The following is a 22,078-nucleotide window of genomic DNA, read 5'->3' on the forward strand; positions in this document are numbered from 1 at the left end:
TTCATTCAGACCAAGGCTGGCAATACCAAATGAATCATTACCAACTTTTATTAAAACAAAAAGGAATCAAACAAAGCATGTCAAGAAAAGGAAACTGCCTAGATAATGCAATTATTGAAAACTTCTTTGGAATATTAAAATCTGAAATGTTTTATACCCAAAAATTTAAATCAATAGAACAATTAAAAAAAGAAATTAATAAGTATATAATATATTACAATAACGAAAGAATTAAATCAAATTTAAACAAAATGAGCCCGATAAAATATCGAGCTCATTATTATCAAACTTAATTATAAATTTGTCTAAACTTTTGGGTGCAGTCTAAGCAAACAGCCTTTAATATTTTTTAAGATGCTAAAAAGACTTAGAACCTAAGCGACTTAGCAACTCAGAACCTTTTTATTTACTTCCAAATAATTTTCCAATAAATCCTGCAATTCCACCTTTACTTTTGGTAACAACAAGAACATCTGCTACATCTACTTTTCCGTCAGCATTTTGATCTAATCCAAACTGCATTCCGTATTTAGAAATCGTATCCATAATTCCTGAAGCTTGTCCGCTGTTTCCGGAAATAGCACCAATAATATCAGATATATTAAAACTACTGTCATTAGGATCTTTAGCTTTATTTACTAACGAGCTTAAAATCTGCGGAATCATGCTTGCCGCCACGCCAGAAGAAGCTGCACTGCTTAATCCAAATTTTTCACCAAGATTTCCTGTCACTTGTTGTGTTAATTGCTGTACAACAGGATTTGAACTGTCTATTGCAGATGTTCCGCTAAATAAGCTGGCAAGTTGTTCGCCGCCGCCTTCTGAAGCAATTTTTTGCAATCCTGCAAAAATTGAAGAACTTGTTTCGGTAATTACAGCTTCATTGTGCTCATTTGGAATAGCAGAATTATTTATTACGGCATCTCCTCCGTATTGTTGTACTAATTGCGTTAATTGTTCAAACATGATTTTTAGAGTTTAAATTAGACGTCAAATTTATGCAAAAAGAAAGGGATTTACTACAAATAAATAGTAAATCCCTCTAAAGTTAATCTATTTTTTTATTACTTAGCTTAACAAAGTAATAATTTGTGAAGCTAATTCTGTTCCAATTCTGTCTTGAGCCTCTCCAGTTGCAGCTCCAATGTGCGGAGTCAAAGAGATTTTAGTATGCATTAAGATTGCCATTTCTGGTTTTGGTTCGCTTTCAAAAACGTCTAAACCTGCAAAAGCAACTTTTCCAGAATCTAATGCTTTTACTAAAGCTACTTCGTCAATAACACCACCACGAGCACAGTTTACGATTCCAACGCCATCTTTCATGATTGCCAATTCTTTCTCTCCAATTACGTAACCATCCTGAGCAGGAACGTGCAATGTAATGAAATCAGCTTCTTTAAATAAAGACTCTAATGATTGAGAAACAATTGTAGTTGTGATAGACTGACCATCAAAAAACTCAACTTTAACATCTACAGTCGGAATAAACATATCTGCAGCGATAACTTTCATACCTAAACCAAGAGCCATTTTTGCTGTAGCTTGTCCGATACGACCAATACCAACAATACCTAAAGTTTTACCTCTTAATTCAGTTCCGTTTGCGTAAGCTTTTTTCAAACCATCAAAGTTTGAATCCCCTTCAAGAGGCATATTTCTGTTAGAATCATGCAAGAAACGAACACCAGAAAATAAGTGTCCAAATACCAATTCAGCAACAGATTCTGATGATGAAGCAGGCGTATTAATTACATGAATTCCTTTGCTTTTTGCATAATCAACATCGATATTGTCCATACCAACACCACCACGACCAATAATTTTTAATCCCGGGCAGGCATCGATAATATCTTTACGAACTTTAGTTGCACTACGCACTAAAACAACGTCTATATTATTTTCATTCACAAAATTAGCAACTTGTTCCTGAGCTACTTTTGTAGTTATAACTTCAAATCCACCTTTTTCTAAAGCAAGAATTCCACTTTTAGAAATTCCATCATTCGCTAATACTTTCATTTTAGTTTATGTGTTTTTTTATTGATTAATCGTTTAATTGTTTAACCGAAGAACCAATTATTATATTTTTTCTTTTTTTTGTTTTGGAGCTAATCCCGCTCCCGAAGCCTCGGGACGTTCCAATCTTTTTTATCCGCCGCGGCGGACACAAAAAGATTTCCACTTCTATCAGGGCTAGGGTTTCAGTATTCAATACAAATTTTCGATTAAACAGTTAACCAGATTAACGATTTACCGAAAGAAGCGATTAAACTTTAGACTCCAAAGCTTTCATTACATCAACCAATACCTGAACACTTTCGATAGGCATAGCATTGTAAATAGAAGCTCTGTAACCACCAACAGAACGGTGTCCTGGCAATCCTGAAATTCCAGCTTCTTTCCATAAAGCATCAAACGTAGCCGTATGATCAGCGTTGTTTAATAAGAAAGTAACATTCATCTTAGAACGATCTTCAACCGCTGCAGCACCTTTAAATAATGGGTTTCTGTCGATTTCAGTATAAAGTAAATCTGCTTTTGCGTCGTTTAATTTTTCAATAGCAGCAACTCCGCCTTTACTTTTAATCCATTGTAATGTTAATAACGAAACGTAAACCGCAAAAACAGGTGGAGTATTATACATACTTTCTCCTTTAATGTGTTTTGCATAGTCTAACATACTTGGAATTGTTCTTCCGTTTTTCTCCAGGATTTCTTCTTTGATAACTACCAAAGTAGTTCCTGCAGGACCCATATTTTTTTGAGCTCCGGCATAGATTAAATCAAATTTAGAGAAATCTAAATCGCGGGAAAAGATATCAGAACTCATATCGCAAACTACTGGAATGTTAGTTGCCGGGAATTCTTTCATTTGAGTTCCAAAAATAGTATTGTTACTTGTACAGTGAAAATAATCTGCGTCACTTGGTATTTCGTATCCTTTTGGAATATGGTTGTAATTTTCTTCTTTTGAAGAACCTACGATAACAGTTTCTCCAAAAAGCTTAGCTTCTTTTATAGCAGCAGTTGCCCAGGTTCCTGAATCTAAATAAGCCGCTTTTCCGTTTTCTTTCATCAAGTTGTAAGGAGCCATCAAGAATGCCGTGCTTGCACCACCTTGTAAAAATAAGGCTTGATATCCTTTTCCCTGAAGCCCTAATAATTCTAAAGCAAGGGAACGAGCTTCTTCCATAACTGCAACGAAATCTTTGCTTCGGTGCGAAATTTCCAGAATAGAAAGTCCTGAATCATTAAAATCTAAAATTGCTTTTGATGCCTTCTCAAAAACTTCTTGAGGTAAGATACTTGGTCCTGCGCTGTAGTTGTGTTTTTTCATGGTTTTTGTTAATAGTCGGAAATTTTAAAGATGCAAATTTCGGCAATAGGAGCTGAAAAACCGATAAATTATTCGAAATAATTAAACATATTTTTACTTTGTTGTTAACAAAAACGTTATAGTATCTACGTTATCTGCATAATCCCACAAATGAGGATTTTGTGTTTGCCCGAAAGAGATGCTGTTTTTGATTAAATCATTGCTCACGATACACTGAATTTGTTCAGCGTCAACTTCAAGACGCGTTTGCAAATCTTCGATATTTTCATAAAATTCATAAAAAACACTCGAAATAGGCGAGGCATAGCTCGAATCTTCTTTTAAAGTCAAGAAGCCATTGTCTAATAATTTGAAATTACTCATTAAAAAAACCGCTTTATTATAGTCATAATTGTTAGCGTATTTCTCGTAGTGAATAACGTCCTGATATTTAAAAATTGCCTGAAAAAAAGTATCAAAAGAATAACCTTTTGGAACAAAAAGTTTAGAAACATTGCGACATCCTAAACCAAAATATCTAAAAATATCTTCGCCCAAAGCTTCTAATTCTTCATGCGTTTCTTTTCCGTTTAAAACGGCAGCCGAATTTCTGTTTTTTCGAATAATTGATGGTTTATCCTTAAAGTAATATTCAAAATATCGGGCAGTATTATTACTTCCTGTAGCAATTACGGTATCGAAGTTTTCCAGTTTGCCTTCCACGAAAGTGACTTTATCTTTTAAGCTTTCATCAACAGCAATTAAGTACTTGGCCAAAAACGGTAATAAATGCTGATCGTTGGAGGAAGTTTTTATCAAAGCTTTGTTTCCGGTAATTAAAACCGAAAGAAAATCGTGAAAACCTACCAACGGAATATTTCCGGCTAATATTAAAGCGACTGTTTTCCCCGTTTTGTCCTCCTGAGAAAACTCTGATGAATATTGCGAAAGCCATTTGTCAATGTTTTCATTAGTTAAAGCGTCTGCCCATGATTTTATTGCAAAATACACTTGTTCAGGGGTATACCAGCCATTATGAGATTGCGATAAATGTATCAGCTTTTCGAAATCATCAAAAAATAAATCGTTATGTAAGACATCCGATTTTTTGATTGTATCCTTTTCAGAAAATTGTTTTAGAAATTTTCCTAATTCAACAAAAATACTTTTTTTTGTTTCTAATGTCATAATGTTTGTTTATGAAGAGTTTTGATTGTAATTTTGCACAAAAATAAGCTATATTAAGTTATAAGACAAAGCAGAATAAAATCTTAGTATTATTATTTCTCAACTTGTAACTTTTAACTCGTAACCAAGAACAAAATGGCAATAATTATAACTGACGAATGCATAAACTGTGGGGCTTGTGAACCAGAGTGCCCTAATACAGCAATTTATGAAGGAGCTGACGATTGGAGATATAAAGACGGAACAAGACTTTCAGGGAAAATAATTTTACCTGACGGAACTGAGGTTGATGCTGATGATGCTCAAACTCCAATTTCTGACGAAGTATATTATATCGTTCCCGGAAAATGTACAGAATGTAAAGGTTTTCATGATGAACCACAATGTGCAGCCGTATGTCCTGTAGATTGTTGCGTGCCAGATGATAATCATGTAGAAGACGAAGAAACCTTGTTGAATAGACAAGCGTTTTTACACAACGAATAATTTTATTTATCTCGAATAGATTTGAAAAAATCCTGAGTTTTAATGCTCAGGATTTTTTTTTGTCACTTTTTTAATATATTTTTTTTATATAATACTGGTATTTAATGTTTTATTTTAGTTAATTTGATGATAATTTTTTAATACTGGAAGTGTTTTTAGTTGAGAAATTTAATAATTGTTTATGAAGAGACTAATACTTTTATTTGTTTTGTTCTTTAATATCGGTGTTTTTGCTCAGAAGATTGAGTATTCAATTATTGTAAAAGATATTGAAACACAATTGCCTATAGAAAATGCTGCTGTGTTTATTTTGAAAACGAAACAAACATTAATAAGTAATAAAGACGGAAAAGTAACTTTTATGTTGACCGGCGGGTCTAATATTCAGGTTTCGGAGACCGATTACGAAAAAGTGACACTTCGCTGGGGATCTTTAAAACCAGACATGTTTGTTGTTTATCTTAAAAGTAACAATAATAAATTAGATGAAATTGTTGTTTCGAAAGAAAAACCAGTTAGATCGCTCAGTAAACTTGTTGCTAATTCAAAACAGAAATTAGCCGCTTCTTACAGACTTAAAGTTTATGTGAGAGAGTTTTTTATGCTTGACAATAAATACTCTTACTATAATGATGGTTTGGTAAATTTTCAATTTGTAGCACGTCAAAAAAAGATAAACACAACTTTGTTGGTAGAGCAAAATAGATCTTATGGTTTATTAGAAACGGATGTAAGTGCCGATTTAAAAGGCTATAATTTGAATAATATAATGGAAAATTATTCAAATTTTAAATACTTCGATCCTTTACTGGATTCAAAAACTAGAAAAGATTATGATTTTATAACTAAAGGACATCCCAAAAATAAAGACTATTATGTGATGACGGTTACGCCTTTGAATAAATCTAAAAAGGCTATTGATAGTTTTGAAATTACCTACGATCCGGAAAAAAAACTCATTATTGAATTTACGATTTCTATTGCCCCCGGAAATATTCCGGAGCCGGAAGAGAAACCAAGTATTGGTTCTAAACATATTACAAGGTCATTTGTAAAAGTTAGTTATAGAGCAGAAGGCTTAGATTATTATTTACTGAGTTCTAATGAGGAAATTGCCTATGATTTGATTTTGAAAGATAAAGTCAAAAACATTCAGGTTCGTAATAATTTTGTGACGACAAATTTCAATAGACAAAATTATACTTATAGTGAAAGCGATGTTTTTAAAGAAAAATCATTGTTTAATAAAAAGAATAAAATTCTAACCAATTATTGGGATATCTCAGGGTTTACAGCAACCGAAGAAGAAAAAGCAATCATAAGCTCGCTGGATTTTAAGATGTAGTTTTTAGTTATTAGGTAAAAAAATCCAGAACTTACGTTCCGGATTTTTTTTTATGATATTTTTTTTGCCACAATAACATAAGTATCATAAGCATAGGTTTTTCGGTCAATTATTTTAAGTATTTCAAAATTATTTAGATATAAAAAAAGCTCAATTTCATTAAGAGTAAAAACCCGAACGGTCGAAAAATCATTTTCTATTATTTCTTTTTTTCCATTTACAAAAGTGTAATATTTTGCCGTCCATTCCAGCATGAAATTTTCAAGGGAATTGTTTGTATCCCAATGACTTTCTCTGATATAATTTATGCTCTCATATTTGGCTTCATGCATAATAACCGGATTTTCTTTTGTGAACGGAATAAATCTATTTGCATCTATAAAATCAAAAATAATAACGCCATTATCGTTTAAATTTTTACGAACAGAACTAAAAGTTCTGTTCATGTCATCATTAGTAATGAGATAACTTGTAGATCTTCCGGTAATTAAAATAGCATCGAATAACTTGTTAAGTTTAAAATCGCGCATATCACCCTTAGTAAAAGAGCAATCTTTATTTTTTTGTCTGGCTATTGTAATCATATCATCGCTATAATCCAAACCTTGATAATTTTGATTGTTTTGATGAAATCTTTGCGCAAGATTTCCGGTTCCGCTTCCAATTTCCAGAATGCCAGAAGCTTTGTTTTCCTGAATTAGATTGTTATAGAATGCATATTCTTCATCATAATCAACAAAAGTCTGGTACATCGCATCGTAAATTGCGGCCATTTTACCATCATATAAATTTGCCATAACTTGAAAATTTTAATATAAAAGTATAAAAAAGGGTCATCATAAAGACAACCCTTTTATATTATTTAAACAATTTGAATTAGAATTTATAGTTTACAGATAAGTTAAACATAGTTCCTAATTGACTGAAATGGAATCCATCATAAGTCATTCTTGAGTAACGTTGGTTAAATGTAAGTAAGTTAGATTGTTGTCTGGTTTGAGCCGGATCAGCTAGTAATGCAGCTCCTGCCTCATTTTCTGCCACGAATTTCCACTGAGGTAAAACATTAAATAAGTTGTTTACATTTAATGCAATGGTTAGTTTTTCAGTAGCATTAAAATTAACACCTAAGTCAGTAACAATTTTAGGAATGAATTCTGTTTTTAAGTTAGCTGCTAAAAACTCCGGTGATGTAACTGGTGCATTAGGATCATTTGTTGCTAAACCGTCTTGATTAAAAGTAGTTTTTCCGAAATAAGTATTATTTAAAGAAAATAAGAATTTACCAATTTCATAGTTAATTCCAAAAATCCATTTTGTATCAGGTCTTGAAGTAAAAGTCAAAGAGTTTAAGATATCTCCGAATGAATTGTTTGTTACCGGAGAAATTCTTTTATTTTCTAAAGTAATATTTCCAGAAACATTAAATCCTAACTTACCTGCACCAATACCAACATTATTATAACCTGCGACAATATCTAAACCAGCAGTTCTTGAATCGAATGAATTAGAAAACCAAGCCACATCTCCAAATTCGGTATCTTGTCTGTCTCCTAAAACGATTCTGTCTTCTACTTTAATATTATAATAATCAACAGTTATATTAAAGTTTTTAAAAGGTTTTGCACCAACACCAACCGTTACGTTAGTTGATTTTTCAGGATCTAACGGTGGAATTCCTAATTGACGAGCCTGAGGGGAAACATTATTAATGATTCCGCTAATTTGAATTCCTTCTCCAGCTACAAATGAATATTGAGATTTTTGGGTATAAATTTGATGTAAAGTTGGCGCTCTGAAACCTGTTGAAACAGATCCTCTTAAAGTAATTTTATCATCCAGAAATTTATATCTTGTGCTTGCTTTCCAAACTGTCGCTCCGCCAAAATCACTATATTCTTCATGACGAACTGTTCCGTTTATTAAAAAGTCTTTTGTAATATCAAAAGCAACATCCAGATAAACACCTACATTATATCTGTTCCATTTTCCTGAATTTTCAGGTCTGTTTCCTGCAAAAGAGTCAGCACCGGTTCCGTCCCATGAAGCCTTATCTCCTTCAATAACTGCAAAATATTCAGATCTGAACTCTGTACCAAAACCTATACTAATTTGGTCTGATACAATTTTAGACACATCAATATTTCCAACAATGTGGTTAAAAGAAGTTCCTCCTGGTTTAAACGAAATTGGACTATTTTCTCTATAAACAAAAGAAGTCTCAGGAAGACCTGTATCAGGGTTAATCGTTGTTGTAGTAATATCTGATCTGTTTACCGAATTGTTTACAGTGTAAACTTGTTTGTTTCCACCAACTGTTAAACTGGCATCAGTATTCCAACCGTTTTTAACCGTTTTAAAACCTAATGTACCATTATAATCTGTTAAATCTCCTTCAAAAGTTGGTCCGTAACCATCATAAGATGGATTTGCCGGATCACCATTTCCAAAGAAATCATTCAAATAAGGATCAGAAGATAAAGGTCTCCAATATGGTGTTCTAAAGTTAGCAAACGAATTTACTTTTTTATACACATAAGCAGCATTATAATACAAACTGGTGTTATCACTAATTTCGTTTCCACCATTAATTAAGAATTTTGCAGCAGCTGTTTCAGGCGAACCATTAACGTTTCTGGCATCAGGATGTCTTTTTAAATAATCATTTATGACCGCTATTCCTGCGACATTATCCGCTCTAATCGATGTAGGAGTAGCACCATTTGTCCAATTGGCTGGGTTTTCTGGATCAACATATACAAAATCTGCATATTCTCCACCTTCCAGCGGTTCATTATCAGGCCCTAAATGACTAGTTCCACCATCGACTGTTCCTGCTCTGTTCGCTAATTTTACTTTAGAAAAGTCTATCGTATAATTCAAAAAGCCTTTTTCGCCAACAGTTGTACCACTATTTAAACTTGCGCCAAGCATTTCTCCATCACCTTCAGAAGTAATTCCGCTTCTTACAGTTAAAGATCCGTCATGGTTGTTTTTCTTTAAAATGATGTTCATTACTCCCGCAATCGCGTCAGAACCATATTGAGCAGAAGCACCGTCACGAAGAATCTCAACTCTCTCGATCGCGTCTGTTGGAATAGCAGAAATATCTGCACCCGTTTCTCCACGTCCAGGAGAAGTTTGTACATAAAGTAAAGAACTTAAGTTTTTACGTTTACCATTAATAAGAATTAAAGTTCTGCTTGGTCCCATGTTTCTAATTTCATATGGATCTAGTAATGAAGTAGCATCATTTACAGGAGTTTGTACCGTATTAAAGGATGGGATTTTGTATTGTAGAGCCTTATCAAACGTGGCCTGACCTGTAGAAGTTAAATCCTTGGAAGACAATATATCAATTGGTAATGCACTCGTAGTATTACTTCTAACGGCCGCTCTGGAACCTGTAACGACTACTTCATCAAGATTTTGCCCTCCTTCTTCAGATAAGGCAACATCAATTTGTGGAGAATTTGCCAGCCTGGTTACGCTGTTGTATCCCATATAAGTAAAAATTAATGAAGCACCATCTTTAACAGTGATTTTATACGATCCGTCAATATCGGTAGAAACACCATTATTAGTACCCTTTTCAAGAATGTTTACACCAGGCAGTGGAGTTCCCGTCTTGTCTTTTACTACACCCGAAATTTGCTGTTGCGCAAAAATGACCAAAGTGTTAAATAGAAATAATAAAATTGCAATTTTTTTCATGGTTAAAGTTGTTTTGGTTAAAAATTCAATAGTGGTTTGTTAAATATGTCGATAAAAGTAATGTTATTTAACAAAATATTAGTAATAAGTTTAATTTTTTTTAAGAAAAGGTATCGAAATATAATAATCGTCATTTTTACTTCACTTACGAGCTATTAAATCTTATATTTGCAAAATTTTAAAGCCAAAAAACATCATTTTGGCAGAAACAAAAAAGCAAGCCATAAATTATACATCATTAAAGTAACGATCTATATATTAAGGTAAAAGCATTAATGATAAAGACCTGAGAGAATCAGGATCTAATAAAAAATAAATAGAAACAACAGATGAAAGCAGGAATTGTAGGATTACCAAATGTTGGAAAATCAACATTATTTAATTGTTTATCTAATGCAAAAGCGCAAAGTGCGAACTTTCCGTTTTGTACAATCGAACCTAATATTGGTGTTGTAAACGTTCCGGATCCAAGAATCAACAAATTAGAAGAATTGGTAAAACCAGAGCGCGTACAAATGGCAACAGTTGATATTGTTGATATCGCAGGTTTGGTAAAAGGAGCAAGTAAAGGTGAAGGTCTTGGAAACCAATTTTTAGGAAACATTAGAGAATGTAATGCTATTATTCACGTTTTACGTTGTTTTGATAATGATAACATCGTTCACGTTGACGGAAATGTAAACCCAATTCGTGACAAAGAAACGATTGATATCGAGTTACAGCTAAAAGATTTAGAAACAGTTGAAAAACGTTTGGAAAAAGTAAATCGTGCTGCTAAAACCGGAAATAAAGAAGCACAGACTGAAAAAGGACTTTTGGACCGAATCAGAGAAGCATTATTACAAGCTAAATCGGCTCGTACTATTACTCCTCAAGGTAATGACGAAGAAGTTTTAATGGAATCTTTCCAATTAATTACTGCAAAACCAGTTTTATACGTTTGTAATGTTGATGAGAATTCTGCAGTAAACGGAAATAAATATGTAGATCAGGTTCGTGAATTAGTAAAAGATGAAGATGCTGAAGTGATTATCCTTTCAGTAGGAGCAGAGGCTGATATTACAGAATTAGAAAGCTACGAAGAGCGTCAGGTTTTTCTTGAAGATATGGGATTAACAGAGCCGGGAGCATCAGTTTTAATTCGTGCAGCTTACAAATTATTAAAACAACAAACTTACTTTACCGCAGGTGTAAAAGAAGTTCGTGCCTGGACAATCAACATTGGTTCAACAGCGCCACAAGCGGCTGGAGTTATCCATACTGATTTTGAAAAAGGATTCATTCGTGCAGAAGTTATTTCATACGAAGATTACGTTCAATACGGTTCAGAAGCAAAAGCAAAAGAAGCAGGAAAATTCAAAGTCGAAGGAAAAGAATATGTTGTAAAAGATGGAGATGTAATGCACTTCCGTTTCAACGTTTAAGTTCTGGAGAATAGAGTCAAGATTATAGAATCAAGATTTTAGAAACAAGACTAAACTGCTGGAGAAATTCAGCAGTTTTTTTATGCTCGAAAGATAGCGATTGTCAGGCTGAGCGTCCCGAAACTTCGGGAGAAGCCCGTCAAAGTTTAGTGAGCCTTCGACTTCGCTCAGGATGACAATTTGTTTTCAAAATAAATCTGAAGAATCTGCGAGAAACAAAAAGTCAAAGTAAAAAGAAATCCGTATAAATCTGTTCAAACCCGCATCATCTGTGTGCCATTTTTTTAGAACCTGTTTCCAGCTTTACACTTCAAGATTTTTCCTGAATATATTTTTTTGTCTGGCATAAAAAGAGCTTCTTTCAGTCGCTTTTTTATCGCCGAAAAAAATATAAATTCATAAAAAATGCTTTCCATTCTAATCTGGGGTAGTTGTAGAATCAAGACTTTAGGGGGGTTAAGTAAAATAAGGAAAATAAAATTTTAACATTTTTAATTTTTTGGCTCAAAAATTGGTTACAACAAAAAAGACCATTTTATAAACCTAATAACAACCAACCAAATGCTAAAAAAGACCTTCAAATTTCTGGGCTGGACTATCCTCGGAATCATTACTTTTCTTGTTTTATATGTAATCTCTGTTTATTTGATTTCTAAAATCACCGTTAATTCAGATATCGCAAAAGTTGATGAAAAAGACGCAATTCCTATTTACATCCTTTCCAATGGAGTTCACACTGACATTGTAGTTCCAATTACAACTGAAATTAAAGATTGGCGAAACGAAATCCAATTCAGTCAGACCCAATCAAAAGATAGTGTAATGCAGTTTGTAGCTTTTGGCTGGGGCGATAAAGGATTTTATTTGCACACGCCAGAATGGTCAGACCTAAAAGCAAGCACAGCCTTAAAAGCGATTTTTGGAGTAAGCTCTTCGGCAATGCACACCACATTTTTTAAACAATTAAGAGAAGGCGAAAACTGCAAACGTATTCTGATTTCAAAAGAAGATTATAAAAAGTTAGTAACTTATATTTCAGAAAGCTTCAATAACCCCACAAGCCCGGAATGGATTCAAGGTTATAGCTACGGAAAGAAAGATGCTTTTTATGAGGCCAAAGGAAGTTATAGTTTATTTTATACCTGTAATACCTGGGCGAACTGCGCATTAAAAGCTGCCAATCAAAAAGCAAGTTTGTGGACGATTTATGATAAAGGGATTTTCTGTCATTATCAGTAAAAATAGCCATGAAAAAGATAGTATTAATTCTCGTTTTACTTGTCGTTTTAACTTCCTGTAAAAAAATAAGAATGCGTCCGTGTCCAGATTGTTTTATCTTTTATTTCGAAAGTCCACAACCAAACAATGATAGCGAAATGGATCATTTTCCAATTAGATTTAGAGGTGTTTACATCGATAAAGATTCTACTTTTTTAAGAATTGAAGAAGATAGAATGATATATAAGTATTTCTGGAAATATAAAATTCATAAAACCGAATTTGATTCTATTAAGCAACAATATAAAATTGTTGGAAATGAGGTAACAAATAAAGATACAAATGAAAAGTCTAGTTTGCATAAAATTGGAGATTCAATCGAATTTACGACAGTTTCTATAGATACATTTTTTAGGCTATCATATTATCATAAACTAAAACGGATTGATGGTCAGTTAATAATGAGTATGAAAGATTCTATTTTCTGGAGAATAAATTTTTTAAGTTTAAAAAATAATAAACTCAGGATAAAAGAAATTTATTTGCCTGGTGATCTAAAAAAGTTGGATTCCGTAACAAGTATTAAAGGTGAAAAATTAGATTCAATGTCCTATTTGATTAAGCCAACACGAAATGAATTCAAAAGAATGCTTAAATTCAAAAATTTCGGGACGGATGAGGAATATGACAAGGTTTCAAAATAAAAAGAAACTCAAAACCACATGGTAAAAATGTAATATTTACGAAAAAAGCAACAATTCAAAATTTTCGGAAATTTCATAATTTTGAGAGAATCTCAAAAATTTAATCTTGTGGATAAGCAAAATATTTTATCAAAAATCTGGTATTTACTCAAAACGACTTTTTTAGAATTCAATGATGACAACGCTATTAAACTAAGCGCTGCATTATCCTACTATACCATATTTGCATTACCGCCATTATTGATTATAATCATTACGATTTGCGGTTTCTTTTTTGGAGAAGAAGCTGTAACAGGTGAACTCTACGGACAAATAAATCGTTTAGTTGGTAACGACGCTGCAATCCAGATTCAGGATGCAATTAAAAATGTGCAATTATCTGATAGTAATGTTTTTGTAACCGTTTTTGGAGTTGTGATGTTATTAATAGGTGCTTCAGGAGTTTTTGCAGAAATTCAGAGCTCTATTAATTTTATTTGGGGATTGCGTGCGAAACCGAATAAAGGGCTGAAAAAATTCATTCAAAACCGAATCATGTCCTTCTCCATGATAGTTTCTGTTGGATTTTTGATGCTGGTCAGTTTAATGCTAAATGCAACTTTAGATGTCTTAAATTCCAGGTTAAAGATTTATCTGGCAGATAGTACCATATATTTATTTTATGTTATAAATTTAGTGATTGTTTTAGGAAGTATCACATTGCTTTTCGCAATTATATTCCGAACTTTACCAGACGGAATCATAAAATGGAAAGATGCTTTTATTGGCGCCGTTTGTACGGCAGTTCTTTTTATGATTGGTAAATTTGCAATAGGATTTTATTTAGGGAATTCAACTATTGCTAGTGTTTACGGAGCGGCGGGATCTGTAATTATTATTTTAGTTTGGGTATATTATTCAGCTATAATTTTATATTTTGGAGCTGAGTTTACTAAGGTTTATGCCAAGTCGTTTGGAGGGCAAATTGCGCCAAATGATTATTCTGTTGAAATAAAAAAGAAGATTTTTGAAATCCCAAAATGAAATATGCCACAAATTTACACAGATTAGAATTTATTTTTTTAGAAAAATCTTTTAAATCAGTGCAATCAGTGGCAAAAAAATCAATTAACATAAAATAAAATAAATATGAAAATTGTAGCCTTTGGAGGAAGTAACAGTCAGCATTCGATCAATAAACATTTTGCAACTTATGCAGCAAGTTTATTTGAAAACGCAGAAGTTGAAGTTTTAGATTTGAACGATTTTGCAATGCCATTATTTAGTGTTGATTTAGAAAAAGAAATTGGCCAGCATGAACTTGCAAAAGCATTTCTGAAAAAGATTGAAAGTGCTGATCTTTTGGTTGTTTCTTTGGCAGAAAACAATGGGAATTACTCCGCAGCTTTCAAAAATCTTTTTGATTGGTGTTCCAGAATTATGAAAGAAGTTTTTCAGCAAAAAACAATGTTATTATTAGCAACTTCGCCAGGTCCAAGAGGAGGAGCTTCGGTTTTGGAAATCGCTAATAATGCTTTACCAAGATACGGAGCGCAAATAAAAGCGACTTACTCATTACCAACTTTTAATGCAAATTTTGACCTAGTAGAAAATAAAATTTCAAATGCAGAGTTAGATAAAGAATTAAAAGACATTATTAAGTCTAGTTTTTAAACCATGACAATAAAAAAGATTGCCTTTATATTTCTTTTCCTGAGTCTTATTTTTCCGTATTCGTCGTATTCTCAAAAATATGATGCGATTGATAAGATTGTATTGAAATATCCCAAACATTTTAGTTCTACAGAAAGTCTGGCAGAAAGAATTCAAAAAGATTTCACGTCTGAACATGATAAAGCAAGAGCGATTTACAGCTGGATTGCTTTAAATATAAAGTACGATTATAAATCATATCTCAATCCTCCAAAATCAATAAGATTTAGCTATAGAACTGAAGCTGAAAAGCAAAAACAGATAGAAGCATTAAAGGACAAAACCTGGCAAAAAGCATTTGATTCTCAAAAAGCAGTTTGCGAAGGTTTTACACTTTTATATCAGCGTTTAGCTACTTTGGTTGGTTTAAAATCCGAAGTTATCCGGGGTGATTCCAAACGATTATTAAGTGATATTGGCCGTCAAAATTCACAATCAAATCATGCCTGGAATACCGTACAAATTGATAGAAAATGGATTTTGGTCGATGCAACCTGGGGACAAGGATATTATGACAGTAACAAAAGAACAATGGTAAATTATTTTAATTCTGTTTATTTTGATACTGATCCCAAATACTTTTTTGCGAAACATTTTCCTGATTCGGGAGTTTATCTAAATGAAAAACTAAACAAAGATGACTTTCTAAATGGACCTTTGATTTTTGATGTAACTATTGAAGGCGATAATGAAATTTTATCACCAAATTCAGGAATAATTGAAGCAAATGATGGTGATAAAATCACTTTTAAAATTAAAAATATTTCAAAAACCGACACACTTTTTTATTTGAAAAAAGGACAGGCTGCTAAAATCGAAAATCCTAAAGAAGTAAGAGGAGCGTTAGAATTTCAGGTTACTTATGATAAAAGAATCGGTTCGTATATTACTTTTTTTCTATATCAAAACAGTATAGCTTCCTTTAAAATAGTTCCAAAATAAATTCACTAAATTTTAACCTCTCCTAAACCTAATTACCTATTATGGCAATAAGAAAAATCGCCTTTGTCTTCCTTTTTTTGAATATTGTTTTTTTAAATTCGTCTTATTCTCAAAAATATAGTGCCATAGATAGTATTGTTTTGAAGTACCCAAGTTTTGGCAGTACAGAAAAATTAGCAGAAAGAATTCAAAAAGATTTCATATCAGAACAAGATAAAGCAAGAGCAATTTATAGTTGGATTGCATTGAATTTGGATTATGATTTAAAGACTTATTTAGATCCTCCAAAACCTAAAACTTTTGATTCTAAGAATGAATCGGAGAATGCTAAACAAATTCAATTGGCGCATGTAAGTACCACCCAGAAAGCATTTAGATCTAAAAAAGCAGTATGCGAGGGATTTTCTTTGTTGTACCAGCATTTGGCGACATTGTGCGGATTAAAATGTCAGGTTGTAACCGGAGATTCTAAAATAATACTGAATGATATTGGCAGAAAAAGATTAGGATCAAATCATGCCTGGAATACGGTTCAGATTGATGGAAAATGGATATTAGTTGATGCGACATGGGGGCAAGGATATTTTGATGAAAAGCGTCAGGTTAGCGTAAAGAAATTTACGCCCATTTATTTTGATATGGCTCCTGAATATTTCTACATGAAACATTTTCCGGAGTCGTCAATGTATGCAGGTAACACAGGAAATAAAGACGCCTTTTTAAACGGACCACTTATCTATAATGAATTTGTAGATAATTCCTGTGAAATTTCAGCTCCATACTCAGGAGTTGTTCATGCAAATGATGGTGATAAAATAACCTTTCAAATTAAAAATATTTCAAGACTCGAGGATCTTTATTATTTGAATAAAAAAGATGAGCATGTCAAGATTGAAAATCCAAAAGAAAAAAATGGAGCATTAGAATTTCAGGTTACTTATAACAGAAAATATGGTCGATTTATAACTTTTTTTCTCTCTAATCAAGCTCTTGCAGCTTTTAAAATAGTTCCAAAATTAATGTAGCCATAATGTTTGTTTAAAGAGTTTTCTTCTTTTATCGAATTGGCGTATCTTAGCAATTAGGGTTTTGAAAATTAATATAGTAGCCAGATTATGGAAACAACTTTCCTGAAATCAATATTAGATAATGATTTCTATAAATTTACGATGCAGCATACTGTAATAAAACTTTTTCCAAAGGCAAGAGTTCGTTATGGTTTTATAAATAGAGGAAAGCATAGTTTTCCGCCGGGTTTTGGAGATTTACTTCGAAAATCAGTCGATGCTATGGCAGACTTGCGATTAACAAAAGAGGAAAAGCTGTACTTATCACATCATTGTCCTTATTTGGATCCCACTTATTTTGATTTTTTGCAAGGATATATCTATGATCCTTCAGAAGTTCAAATTAGTCAGGAAGGATCCGATATAAAAGTTACTGTTGAAGGGTATTGGTATCGTACGATTTTATGGGAAGTACCTTTGATGGCATTAATTTCGGAACTTTTTTATAAATCCAATCACTTAATCCGTTTAAATGATGAAGCGGTAAAAGAGCTTACTAAAAACAAAATTGATAATTATAATAAACTAGGAGTTTCGATTTTGGAATTTGGTACAAGACGCCGTCATTCTTATGATGTACATGTTTTGATAAACGATACGTTGCGAACTTTTGGTTCTCAAAGTTTTATAGGAACCAGTAATGTACACTTTGCGATGGTTAATAACATGCGGCCTTTAGGAACACATGCACATGAATGGTTTATGTTTCATGCGGCGCAGTACGGGTTTAAAATGGCTAATTTTATGAGCCTTGAACATTGGACACAAGTTTATGGTGGAGATCTGGGTATTGCCTTGACAGATACTTATACTAGTGAAATTTTCTTCAGTCAGTTTGATAAAAAATACTCCAAACTTTTTGATGGAGTACGTCATGATAGCGGAGATCCAATTGAGTTTGCACAAAAAGTAATTTCGCATTATGCTAAAATGGGAATTGATCCGCAATCGAAAGTAATTGTTTTCTCGGATTCTCTAAATTATGATAAGGTAAAAAACATAACTGATTTCTGTAAAGATAAAATCAAAATGTCATTCGGAATTGGAACCAATTTCACCAATGATGTAGGTCTGCCATCTATGAATATGGTTATAAAATTGACAGAAGTTAAAATGGAAAACAGACATTGGGAGGGAGTTGTAAAACTTTCTGATGAGAAAAATAAAAATACTGGAACGCCTGAAATGATTGATTTGGCGAAAGAAGTACTGGGAATCAAATAGTATTTTTTTGTTTAAAAGCTGATTTTTTATACTTTTAATGGTCGTATTATTTTAAAATCAATTTAAATAGGATTTAAAGCTGTTATTAATCATAACAAAAAAAAAATACGCTTTCATTTTTTGACTATAAATGGTACATTAGCCAAAAATCCAATTTACTTTATGCTAGAGCAAAATCAATATACCGAAGATAATATTCGATCACTCGATTGGAAAGAACATATCCGTATGCGTCCGGGGATGTATATCGGAAAATTGGGAGACGGATCTTCGCCGGATGATGGTATTTATATTCTGTTAAAAGAGGTTTTAGACAACTGTATCGATGAGTTCGTAATGGGCTCGGGGAAAACTATTGAAGTGACTATCAAGGATAAAACGGTTTCGGTTCGTGATTACGGACGTGGAATTCCGTTAGGAAAAGTAGTTGATGTAGTTTCAAAAATGAACACAGGAGGAAAGTATGATTCTAAAGCTTTCCAGAAATCAGTGGGTTTGAACGGTGTCGGAACAAAAGCCGTAAATGCACTTTCAAATTATTTCCGTGTAGAATCTGTTCGTGATGATAAACAAAAAGGAGCAGAATTCTCAGCAGGAAATCTGGTTCTTGAAGAAGATATAATTGATACAACAAAGCGAAAAGGAACAAAAGTTACTTTTACGCCAGATGAAACCATCTTTAAAAATTACAAATTCCGTATGGAATATGTAATTAAAATGGTCAAAAACTATTGTTACCTAAACAATGGTTTGACGATTATTTTTAATGGTGAAAAATATATTTCTGAAAATGGTCTTAGAGATTTATTAGAAGAAACAATTAGTGAAGAAGACCTTGAATATCCAATTATTCACTTAAAAGATCATGATATCGAGATCGCTTTAACGCACAGTAAAACGCAATATAGCGAAGAATATCACTCTTTTGTCAACGGTCAGAATACCACACAAGGAGGAACGCACTTAGCGGCTTACAGAGAAGCGATTGTAAAAACCATTCGGGAGTTTTACAACAAAAACTTCGAAGCGTCAGATGTTCGTAAATCGATCGTAAGTGCAATTAGTATCAAGGTTATGGAACCGGTTTTTGAGTCGCAGACCAAAACTAAATTAGGTTCTACAGATATGGGTTCTGATGACGGAACTCCAGCAGTTTCAGTTCGTACTTTTGTAAATGATTTTGTGAAGAACAAACTAGATAATTATTTACATAAAAATACACCAACGGCAGAAGCTTTATTACGTAAAATTTTGCAAGCTGAACGCGAGAGAAAAGAATTGTCAGGAATTAGAAAACTGGCAACAGATCGTGCTAAAAAAGCCAATCTTCATAATAAAAAATTAAGAGATTGCCGCGCACATCTTCCGGATACTAAAAACCCAAGAAACTTAGAAAGTACACTTTTTATTACCGAGGGAGATTCGGCTTCCGGATCTATTACAAAGTCGCGTGACGTGAATACTCAGGCAGTTTTCAGTTTACGTGGTAAGCCTTTGAATTCGTACGGAATGAGTAAGAAAATTGTTTATGAAAATGAAGAATTCAACTTACTCCAGGCAGCTCTGGATATCGAAGACGGATTGGAAAAATTACGTTACAACAATATCGTAATCGCAACCGATGCCGATGTCGATGGAATGCACATTCGTTTGTTATTGATTACATTTTTCCTTCAATTTTTCCCTGAATTAATCAAAGAAGGGCATTTGTATATCTTGCAAACGCCACTTTTCAGGGTTCGAAATAAGAAAGAAACAATCTATTGTTATTCAGAAGAAGAACGAAAAGATGCGATCGAAAAACTAAAACCAAAACCGGAAATCACCCGATTTAAAGGTTTGGGAGAGATTTCTCCGGATGAGTTCAAGAATTTTATTGGAGAAACGATTCGCCTTGACCCAATTATGATGGATAAAAACACCTCGATTGAGCAATTATTGTCTTTTTATATGGGAAAAAACACACCAGACAGACAAGAATTTATCATCAAGAACTTGAAGGTGGAATTGGATACGGTTGAAGCTGAAGTTTAAAAATTAAAGTAATATAATATTGCCAGACGGTCTTCAAAATAAAATCATTTTTCAGCAAGTTGCGGAGTTATTGCAAAATGCCCGACAACAAGTTTTACGTACCGTAAATTCAACAATGACAATTACCTATTTTGAAATTGGAAGAATCATTGTTGAGGAAGAGCAAAGAGGTAAAGAGCGTGCTGAATACGGGAAAAAGCTTTTAAAAAGCCTTTCTAAAGAATTGACAAAGGAGTTTGGAAAAGGTTTTTCTTTAGTTAGTTTAGAGAATATTAGGAAGTTTTATTTGACCTACTCAAATTCCGAATCACTGACTCGGATTTTACAAATTCAAAAAACCCAGTCACTGACTGAGGAATTCAAATCTAAAAAAACGCAGTCAGTGACTGCGCAATTTAATAGGATTGATTACGAAACATTGGCTTCGTTTTTTAAATTGACTTTTACCCATTATGTTTTTTTAATGCGAATCGATGATGAAAAAGAAAGACGTTTCTACAAAATAGAGTCTGAAAAATACAATTGGAGTGTTCGGGAATTAAAACGTCAATATGATTCAGCGCTTTATACAAGATTAGCTTTAAGCAGAGATAAAGAAGGGGTTTTGAAACTTTCTGAAAAGGGTCAGATTATCGAAAAACCTAAAGATCTTATTAAAGATCCATATATACTTGAATTTTTGGGGTTACCAGAATTACATCAATATTCAGAATCTCAATTAGAACAAGAAATCATTAATAAACTAGAACATTTTCTGCTAGAATTAGGTCATGGTTTTACTTTTGTTGCAAGACAGGAAAGAATTACATTTGATGATAAACATTTTAAAATAGATTTAGTTTTTTATAATAGAATCTTAAGATGTTTTGTTCTTATAGATTTGAAAATAGGTGAATTAAAACATCAGGATTTAGGTCAAATGCAAATGTATGTCAATTATTATGACAGAGAAATGCGATTGGAAGATGAAAACAAAACTATCGGAATTGTTCTTTGCCAAAATAAAAGTGAAGCAGTAGTAAAATATACGTTACCTGAAAACAACGAGCAAATTTTTGCCAGTAAATATAAAACGGTATTACCAAGTGTTGAGGTTTTGAAAGAACTTCTGGAGTGTAAATAGATTCTAATAAATGAAGAAAATACTATTTCTGATTTCCATCTTAATTCTTATTTCTTGTAAAAAAGAAAAGATAGAAAGTCAGTCATTTAGTAAACTGATTACAAAGAGAGAATTTCCTTTAAAGAATTATTCAAAAATTGAATTAATCTCTTATTATAACAGAGTAGTTTGGGATACAAAATATAAAGGAGAACCTCCAATTTATAAGGTATTAGTTGATAATTATAAATTAACTTTCGACAGTACAATGATTCAGGAGAGAGTGGTACTTAATAAGGTTCAGGAGAAAGAACTTTTAAATCTAATGGTATGTGATACTTGTGCTCTGAAGCAAATTGAATCAGCGTGTTATAATCCCAGGCACATGATTTTGTTTAGAGATGATAAAAACAGAATTATTGGTTATAATGAATTTTGCATGGAATGTTATGCTTCAAGCAATTCAGCTAATCTTGATGGATTTCAAAAATATTGTTATTCTGATATGGAAGCATTATTTAAAAAGTTTGGAATTAACCTTTTTATGGAAGATTCAGATAAAGATCAAGAATACATATTCTTTAAAGATAAAGGAATATTAAAATAAAATTAAATCATAAAC

20 protein-coding genes are annotated in these 22,078 nt (G+C 32.7%); 14 read left to right on the forward strand and 6 right to left on the reverse strand.

The window, feature by feature from the left end; all coding sequences use genetic code 11:
* On the forward strand, nucleotides 1–293 hold a 293-nt coding region (locus CHB81_RS13005; protein WP_141130397.1), incomplete at its 5' end, for an IS3 family transposase.
* 109 nt (nucleotides 294–402) lie between these two features.
* Here CHB81_RS13005 and CHB81_RS13010 read toward each other — a convergent pair.
* From CHB81_RS13010 to CHB81_RS13025, 4 genes are all read right to left on the reverse strand, one after another.
* On the reverse strand, nucleotides 403–966 hold the full coding sequence (locus tag CHB81_RS13010) for a hypothetical protein (RefSeq protein ID WP_089352298.1): 564 nt from the start codon (nucleotides 964–966) through the stop codon (nucleotides 403–405).
* Nucleotides 967–1,068: 102 nt separating this feature from the next.
* Nucleotides 1,069–2,019 (reverse strand): D-2-hydroxyacid dehydrogenase, encoded by a 951-nt coding sequence (locus tag CHB81_RS13015; protein WP_089352299.1) that lies wholly within the window; start codon nucleotides 2,017–2,019, stop codon nucleotides 1,069–1,071.
* A gap of 247 nt (nucleotides 2,020–2,266) precedes the next feature.
* The gene (serC, locus tag CHB81_RS13020) at nucleotides 2,267–3,337 is read right to left on the reverse strand and encodes a 3-phosphoserine/phosphohydroxythreonine transaminase (RefSeq protein ID WP_089352300.1); all 1,071 of its coding nucleotides are present in this window, start codon (nucleotides 3,335–3,337) and stop codon (nucleotides 2,267–2,269) included.
* Nucleotides 3,338–3,430: 93 nt separating this feature from the next.
* Complete coding sequence (locus CHB81_RS13025) at nucleotides 3,431–4,504, reverse strand: acyl-CoA reductase (protein ID WP_089352301.1); 1,074 nt, start codon at nucleotides 4,502–4,504, stop codon at nucleotides 3,431–3,433.
* A 135-nt stretch (nucleotides 4,505–4,639) separates the two neighbouring features.
* On the opposite strand from CHB81_RS13025, the gene CHB81_RS13030 reads away from it, so the two are divergent.
* Nucleotides 4,640–4,990, forward strand: a complete 351-nt coding sequence (locus CHB81_RS13030; protein ID WP_089352302.1) for a 4Fe-4S dicluster domain-containing protein — start codon at nucleotides 4,640–4,642, stop codon at nucleotides 4,988–4,990.
* Nucleotides 4,991–5,171: 181 nt separating this feature from the next.
* On the forward strand, nucleotides 5,172–6,335 hold the full coding sequence (locus CHB81_RS13035; protein WP_089352303.1) for a hypothetical protein: 1,164 nt from the start codon (nucleotides 5,172–5,174) through the stop codon (nucleotides 6,333–6,335).
* A gap of 50 nt (nucleotides 6,336–6,385) precedes the next feature.
* Here the strand turns inward: CHB81_RS13035 and CHB81_RS13040 are convergent, their stop codons facing one another.
* Together CHB81_RS13040 and CHB81_RS13045 are read right to left on the reverse strand one after the other, a co-directional pair.
* Nucleotides 6,386–7,132: a class I SAM-dependent methyltransferase gene (locus CHB81_RS13040; protein WP_089352304.1), complete on the reverse strand. Its 747-nt coding sequence runs from the start codon at nucleotides 7,130–7,132 to the stop codon at nucleotides 6,386–6,388.
* Nucleotides 7,133–7,211: 79 nt separating this feature from the next.
* A complete protein-coding gene (locus CHB81_RS13045) occupies nucleotides 7,212–10,049 on the reverse strand; it encodes a TonB-dependent receptor (protein ID WP_089352305.1) in 2,838 nt (945 codons plus the stop codon).
* 329 nt (nucleotides 10,050–10,378) lie between these two features.
* Between CHB81_RS13045 and ychF the strand changes: the two genes are divergently transcribed.
* From ychF to CHB81_RS13100, 11 genes are all read left to right on the forward strand, one after another.
* Nucleotides 10,379–11,473: a redox-regulated ATPase YchF gene (gene ychF, locus CHB81_RS13050; RefSeq protein ID WP_089352306.1), complete on the forward strand. Its 1,095-nt coding sequence runs from the start codon at nucleotides 10,379–10,381 to the stop codon at nucleotides 11,471–11,473.
* A gap of 561 nt (nucleotides 11,474–12,034) precedes the next feature.
* Entirely contained in the window at nucleotides 12,035–12,712 is a 678-nt protein-coding gene (locus CHB81_RS13055) for a TIGR02117 family protein (protein ID WP_089352307.1), read from the forward strand.
* 8 nt (nucleotides 12,713–12,720) lie between these two features.
* Nucleotides 12,721–13,395: a hypothetical protein gene (locus tag CHB81_RS13060; protein ID WP_141130398.1), complete on the forward strand. Its 675-nt coding sequence runs from the start codon at nucleotides 12,721–12,723 to the stop codon at nucleotides 13,393–13,395.
* Nucleotides 13,396–13,503: 108 nt separating this feature from the next.
* Complete coding sequence (locus CHB81_RS13065; protein ID WP_089352451.1) at nucleotides 13,504–14,418, forward strand: YihY/virulence factor BrkB family protein; 915 nt, start codon at nucleotides 13,504–13,506, stop codon at nucleotides 14,416–14,418.
* A 105-nt stretch (nucleotides 14,419–14,523) separates the two neighbouring features.
* Entirely contained in the window at nucleotides 14,524–15,048 is a 525-nt protein-coding gene (locus CHB81_RS13070) for an NADPH-dependent FMN reductase (RefSeq protein WP_089352309.1), read from the forward strand.
* Nucleotides 15,049–15,051: 3 nt separating this feature from the next.
* Nucleotides 15,052–16,029 (forward strand): transglutaminase domain-containing protein, encoded by a 978-nt coding sequence (locus tag CHB81_RS13075; RefSeq protein WP_089352310.1) that lies wholly within the window; start codon nucleotides 15,052–15,054, stop codon nucleotides 16,027–16,029.
* A 41-nt stretch (nucleotides 16,030–16,070) separates the two neighbouring features.
* Entirely contained in the window at nucleotides 16,071–17,054 is a 984-nt protein-coding gene (locus tag CHB81_RS13080) for a transglutaminase domain-containing protein (RefSeq protein ID WP_089352311.1), read from the forward strand.
* 90 nt (nucleotides 17,055–17,144) lie between these two features.
* The gene (pncB, locus tag CHB81_RS13085) at nucleotides 17,145–18,320 is read left to right on the forward strand and encodes a nicotinate phosphoribosyltransferase (RefSeq protein WP_089352312.1); all 1,176 of its coding nucleotides are present in this window, start codon (nucleotides 17,145–17,147) and stop codon (nucleotides 18,318–18,320) included.
* A gap of 162 nt (nucleotides 18,321–18,482) precedes the next feature.
* Entirely contained in the window at nucleotides 18,483–20,354 is a 1,872-nt protein-coding gene (locus CHB81_RS13090) for a DNA topoisomerase IV subunit B (RefSeq protein ID WP_089352313.1), read from the forward strand.
* A gap of 19 nt (nucleotides 20,355–20,373) precedes the next feature.
* Nucleotides 20,374–21,477, forward strand: a complete 1,104-nt coding sequence (locus tag CHB81_RS13095; RefSeq protein WP_089352314.1) for a YhcG family protein — start codon at nucleotides 20,374–20,376, stop codon at nucleotides 21,475–21,477.
* A 10-nt stretch (nucleotides 21,478–21,487) separates the two neighbouring features.
* A complete protein-coding gene (locus CHB81_RS13100; protein ID WP_089352315.1) occupies nucleotides 21,488–22,063 on the forward strand; it encodes a hypothetical protein in 576 nt (191 codons plus the stop codon).
* Nucleotides 22,064–22,078 lie beyond the last annotated feature (15 nt).

Source organism: Flavobacterium sp. ov086 (genome assembly GCF_900187965.1).
GTDB lineage: Bacteria > Bacteroidota > Bacteroidia > Flavobacteriales > Flavobacteriaceae > Flavobacterium.

Bases quoted from the DNA above. Each gene is read 5' to 3' on its own strand.
- CHB81_RS13035 (WP_089352303.1), top strand. From the start codon at position 5,172: ATGAAGAGACTAATACTTTTATTTGTTTTGTTCTTTAATATCGGTGTT.
- CHB81_RS13070 (WP_089352309.1), top strand. From the start codon at position 14,524: ATGAAAATTGTAGCCTTTGGAGGAAGTAACAGTCAGCATTCGATCAAT.
- serC (WP_089352300.1), bottom strand. From the start codon at position 3,337: ATGAAAAAACACAACTACAGCGCAGGACCAAGTATCTTACCTCAAGAA.
- CHB81_RS13090 (WP_089352313.1), top strand. From the start codon at position 18,483: ATGCTAGAGCAAAATCAATATACCGAAGATAATATTCGATCACTCGAT.
- CHB81_RS13055 (WP_089352307.1), top strand. From the start codon at position 12,035: ATGCTAAAAAAGACCTTCAAATTTCTGGGCTGGACTATCCTCGGAATC.
- CHB81_RS13030 (WP_089352302.1), top strand. From the start codon at position 4,640: ATGGCAATAATTATAACTGACGAATGCATAAACTGTGGGGCTTGTGAA.
- CHB81_RS13075 (WP_089352310.1), top strand. From the start codon at position 15,052: ATGACAATAAAAAAGATTGCCTTTATATTTCTTTTCCTGAGTCTTATT.
- CHB81_RS13015 (WP_089352299.1), bottom strand. From the start codon at position 2,019: ATGAAAGTATTAGCGAATGATGGAATTTCTAAAAGTGGAATTCTTGCT.
- pncB (WP_089352312.1), top strand. From the start codon at position 17,145: ATGGAAACAACTTTCCTGAAATCAATATTAGATAATGATTTCTATAAA.
- CHB81_RS13010 (WP_089352298.1), bottom strand. From the start codon at position 966: ATGTTTGAACAATTAACGCAATTAGTACAACAATACGGAGGAGATGCC.
- CHB81_RS13080 (WP_089352311.1), top strand. From the start codon at position 16,071: ATGGCAATAAGAAAAATCGCCTTTGTCTTCCTTTTTTTGAATATTGTT.
- CHB81_RS13025 (WP_089352301.1), bottom strand. From the start codon at position 4,504: ATGACATTAGAAACAAAAAAAAGTATTTTTGTTGAATTAGGAAAATTT.
- CHB81_RS13100 (WP_089352315.1), top strand. From the start codon at position 21,488: ATGAAGAAAATACTATTTCTGATTTCCATCTTAATTCTTATTTCTTGT.
- CHB81_RS13040 (WP_089352304.1), bottom strand. From the start codon at position 7,132: ATGGCAAATTTATATGATGGTAAAATGGCCGCAATTTACGATGCGATG.
- CHB81_RS13045 (WP_089352305.1), bottom strand. From the start codon at position 10,049: ATGAAAAAAATTGCAATTTTATTATTTCTATTTAACACTTTGGTCATT.
- CHB81_RS13060 (WP_141130398.1), top strand. From the start codon at position 12,721: ATGAAAAAGATAGTATTAATTCTCGTTTTACTTGTCGTTTTAACTTCC.
- ychF (WP_089352306.1), top strand. From the start codon at position 10,379: ATGAAAGCAGGAATTGTAGGATTACCAAATGTTGGAAAATCAACATTA.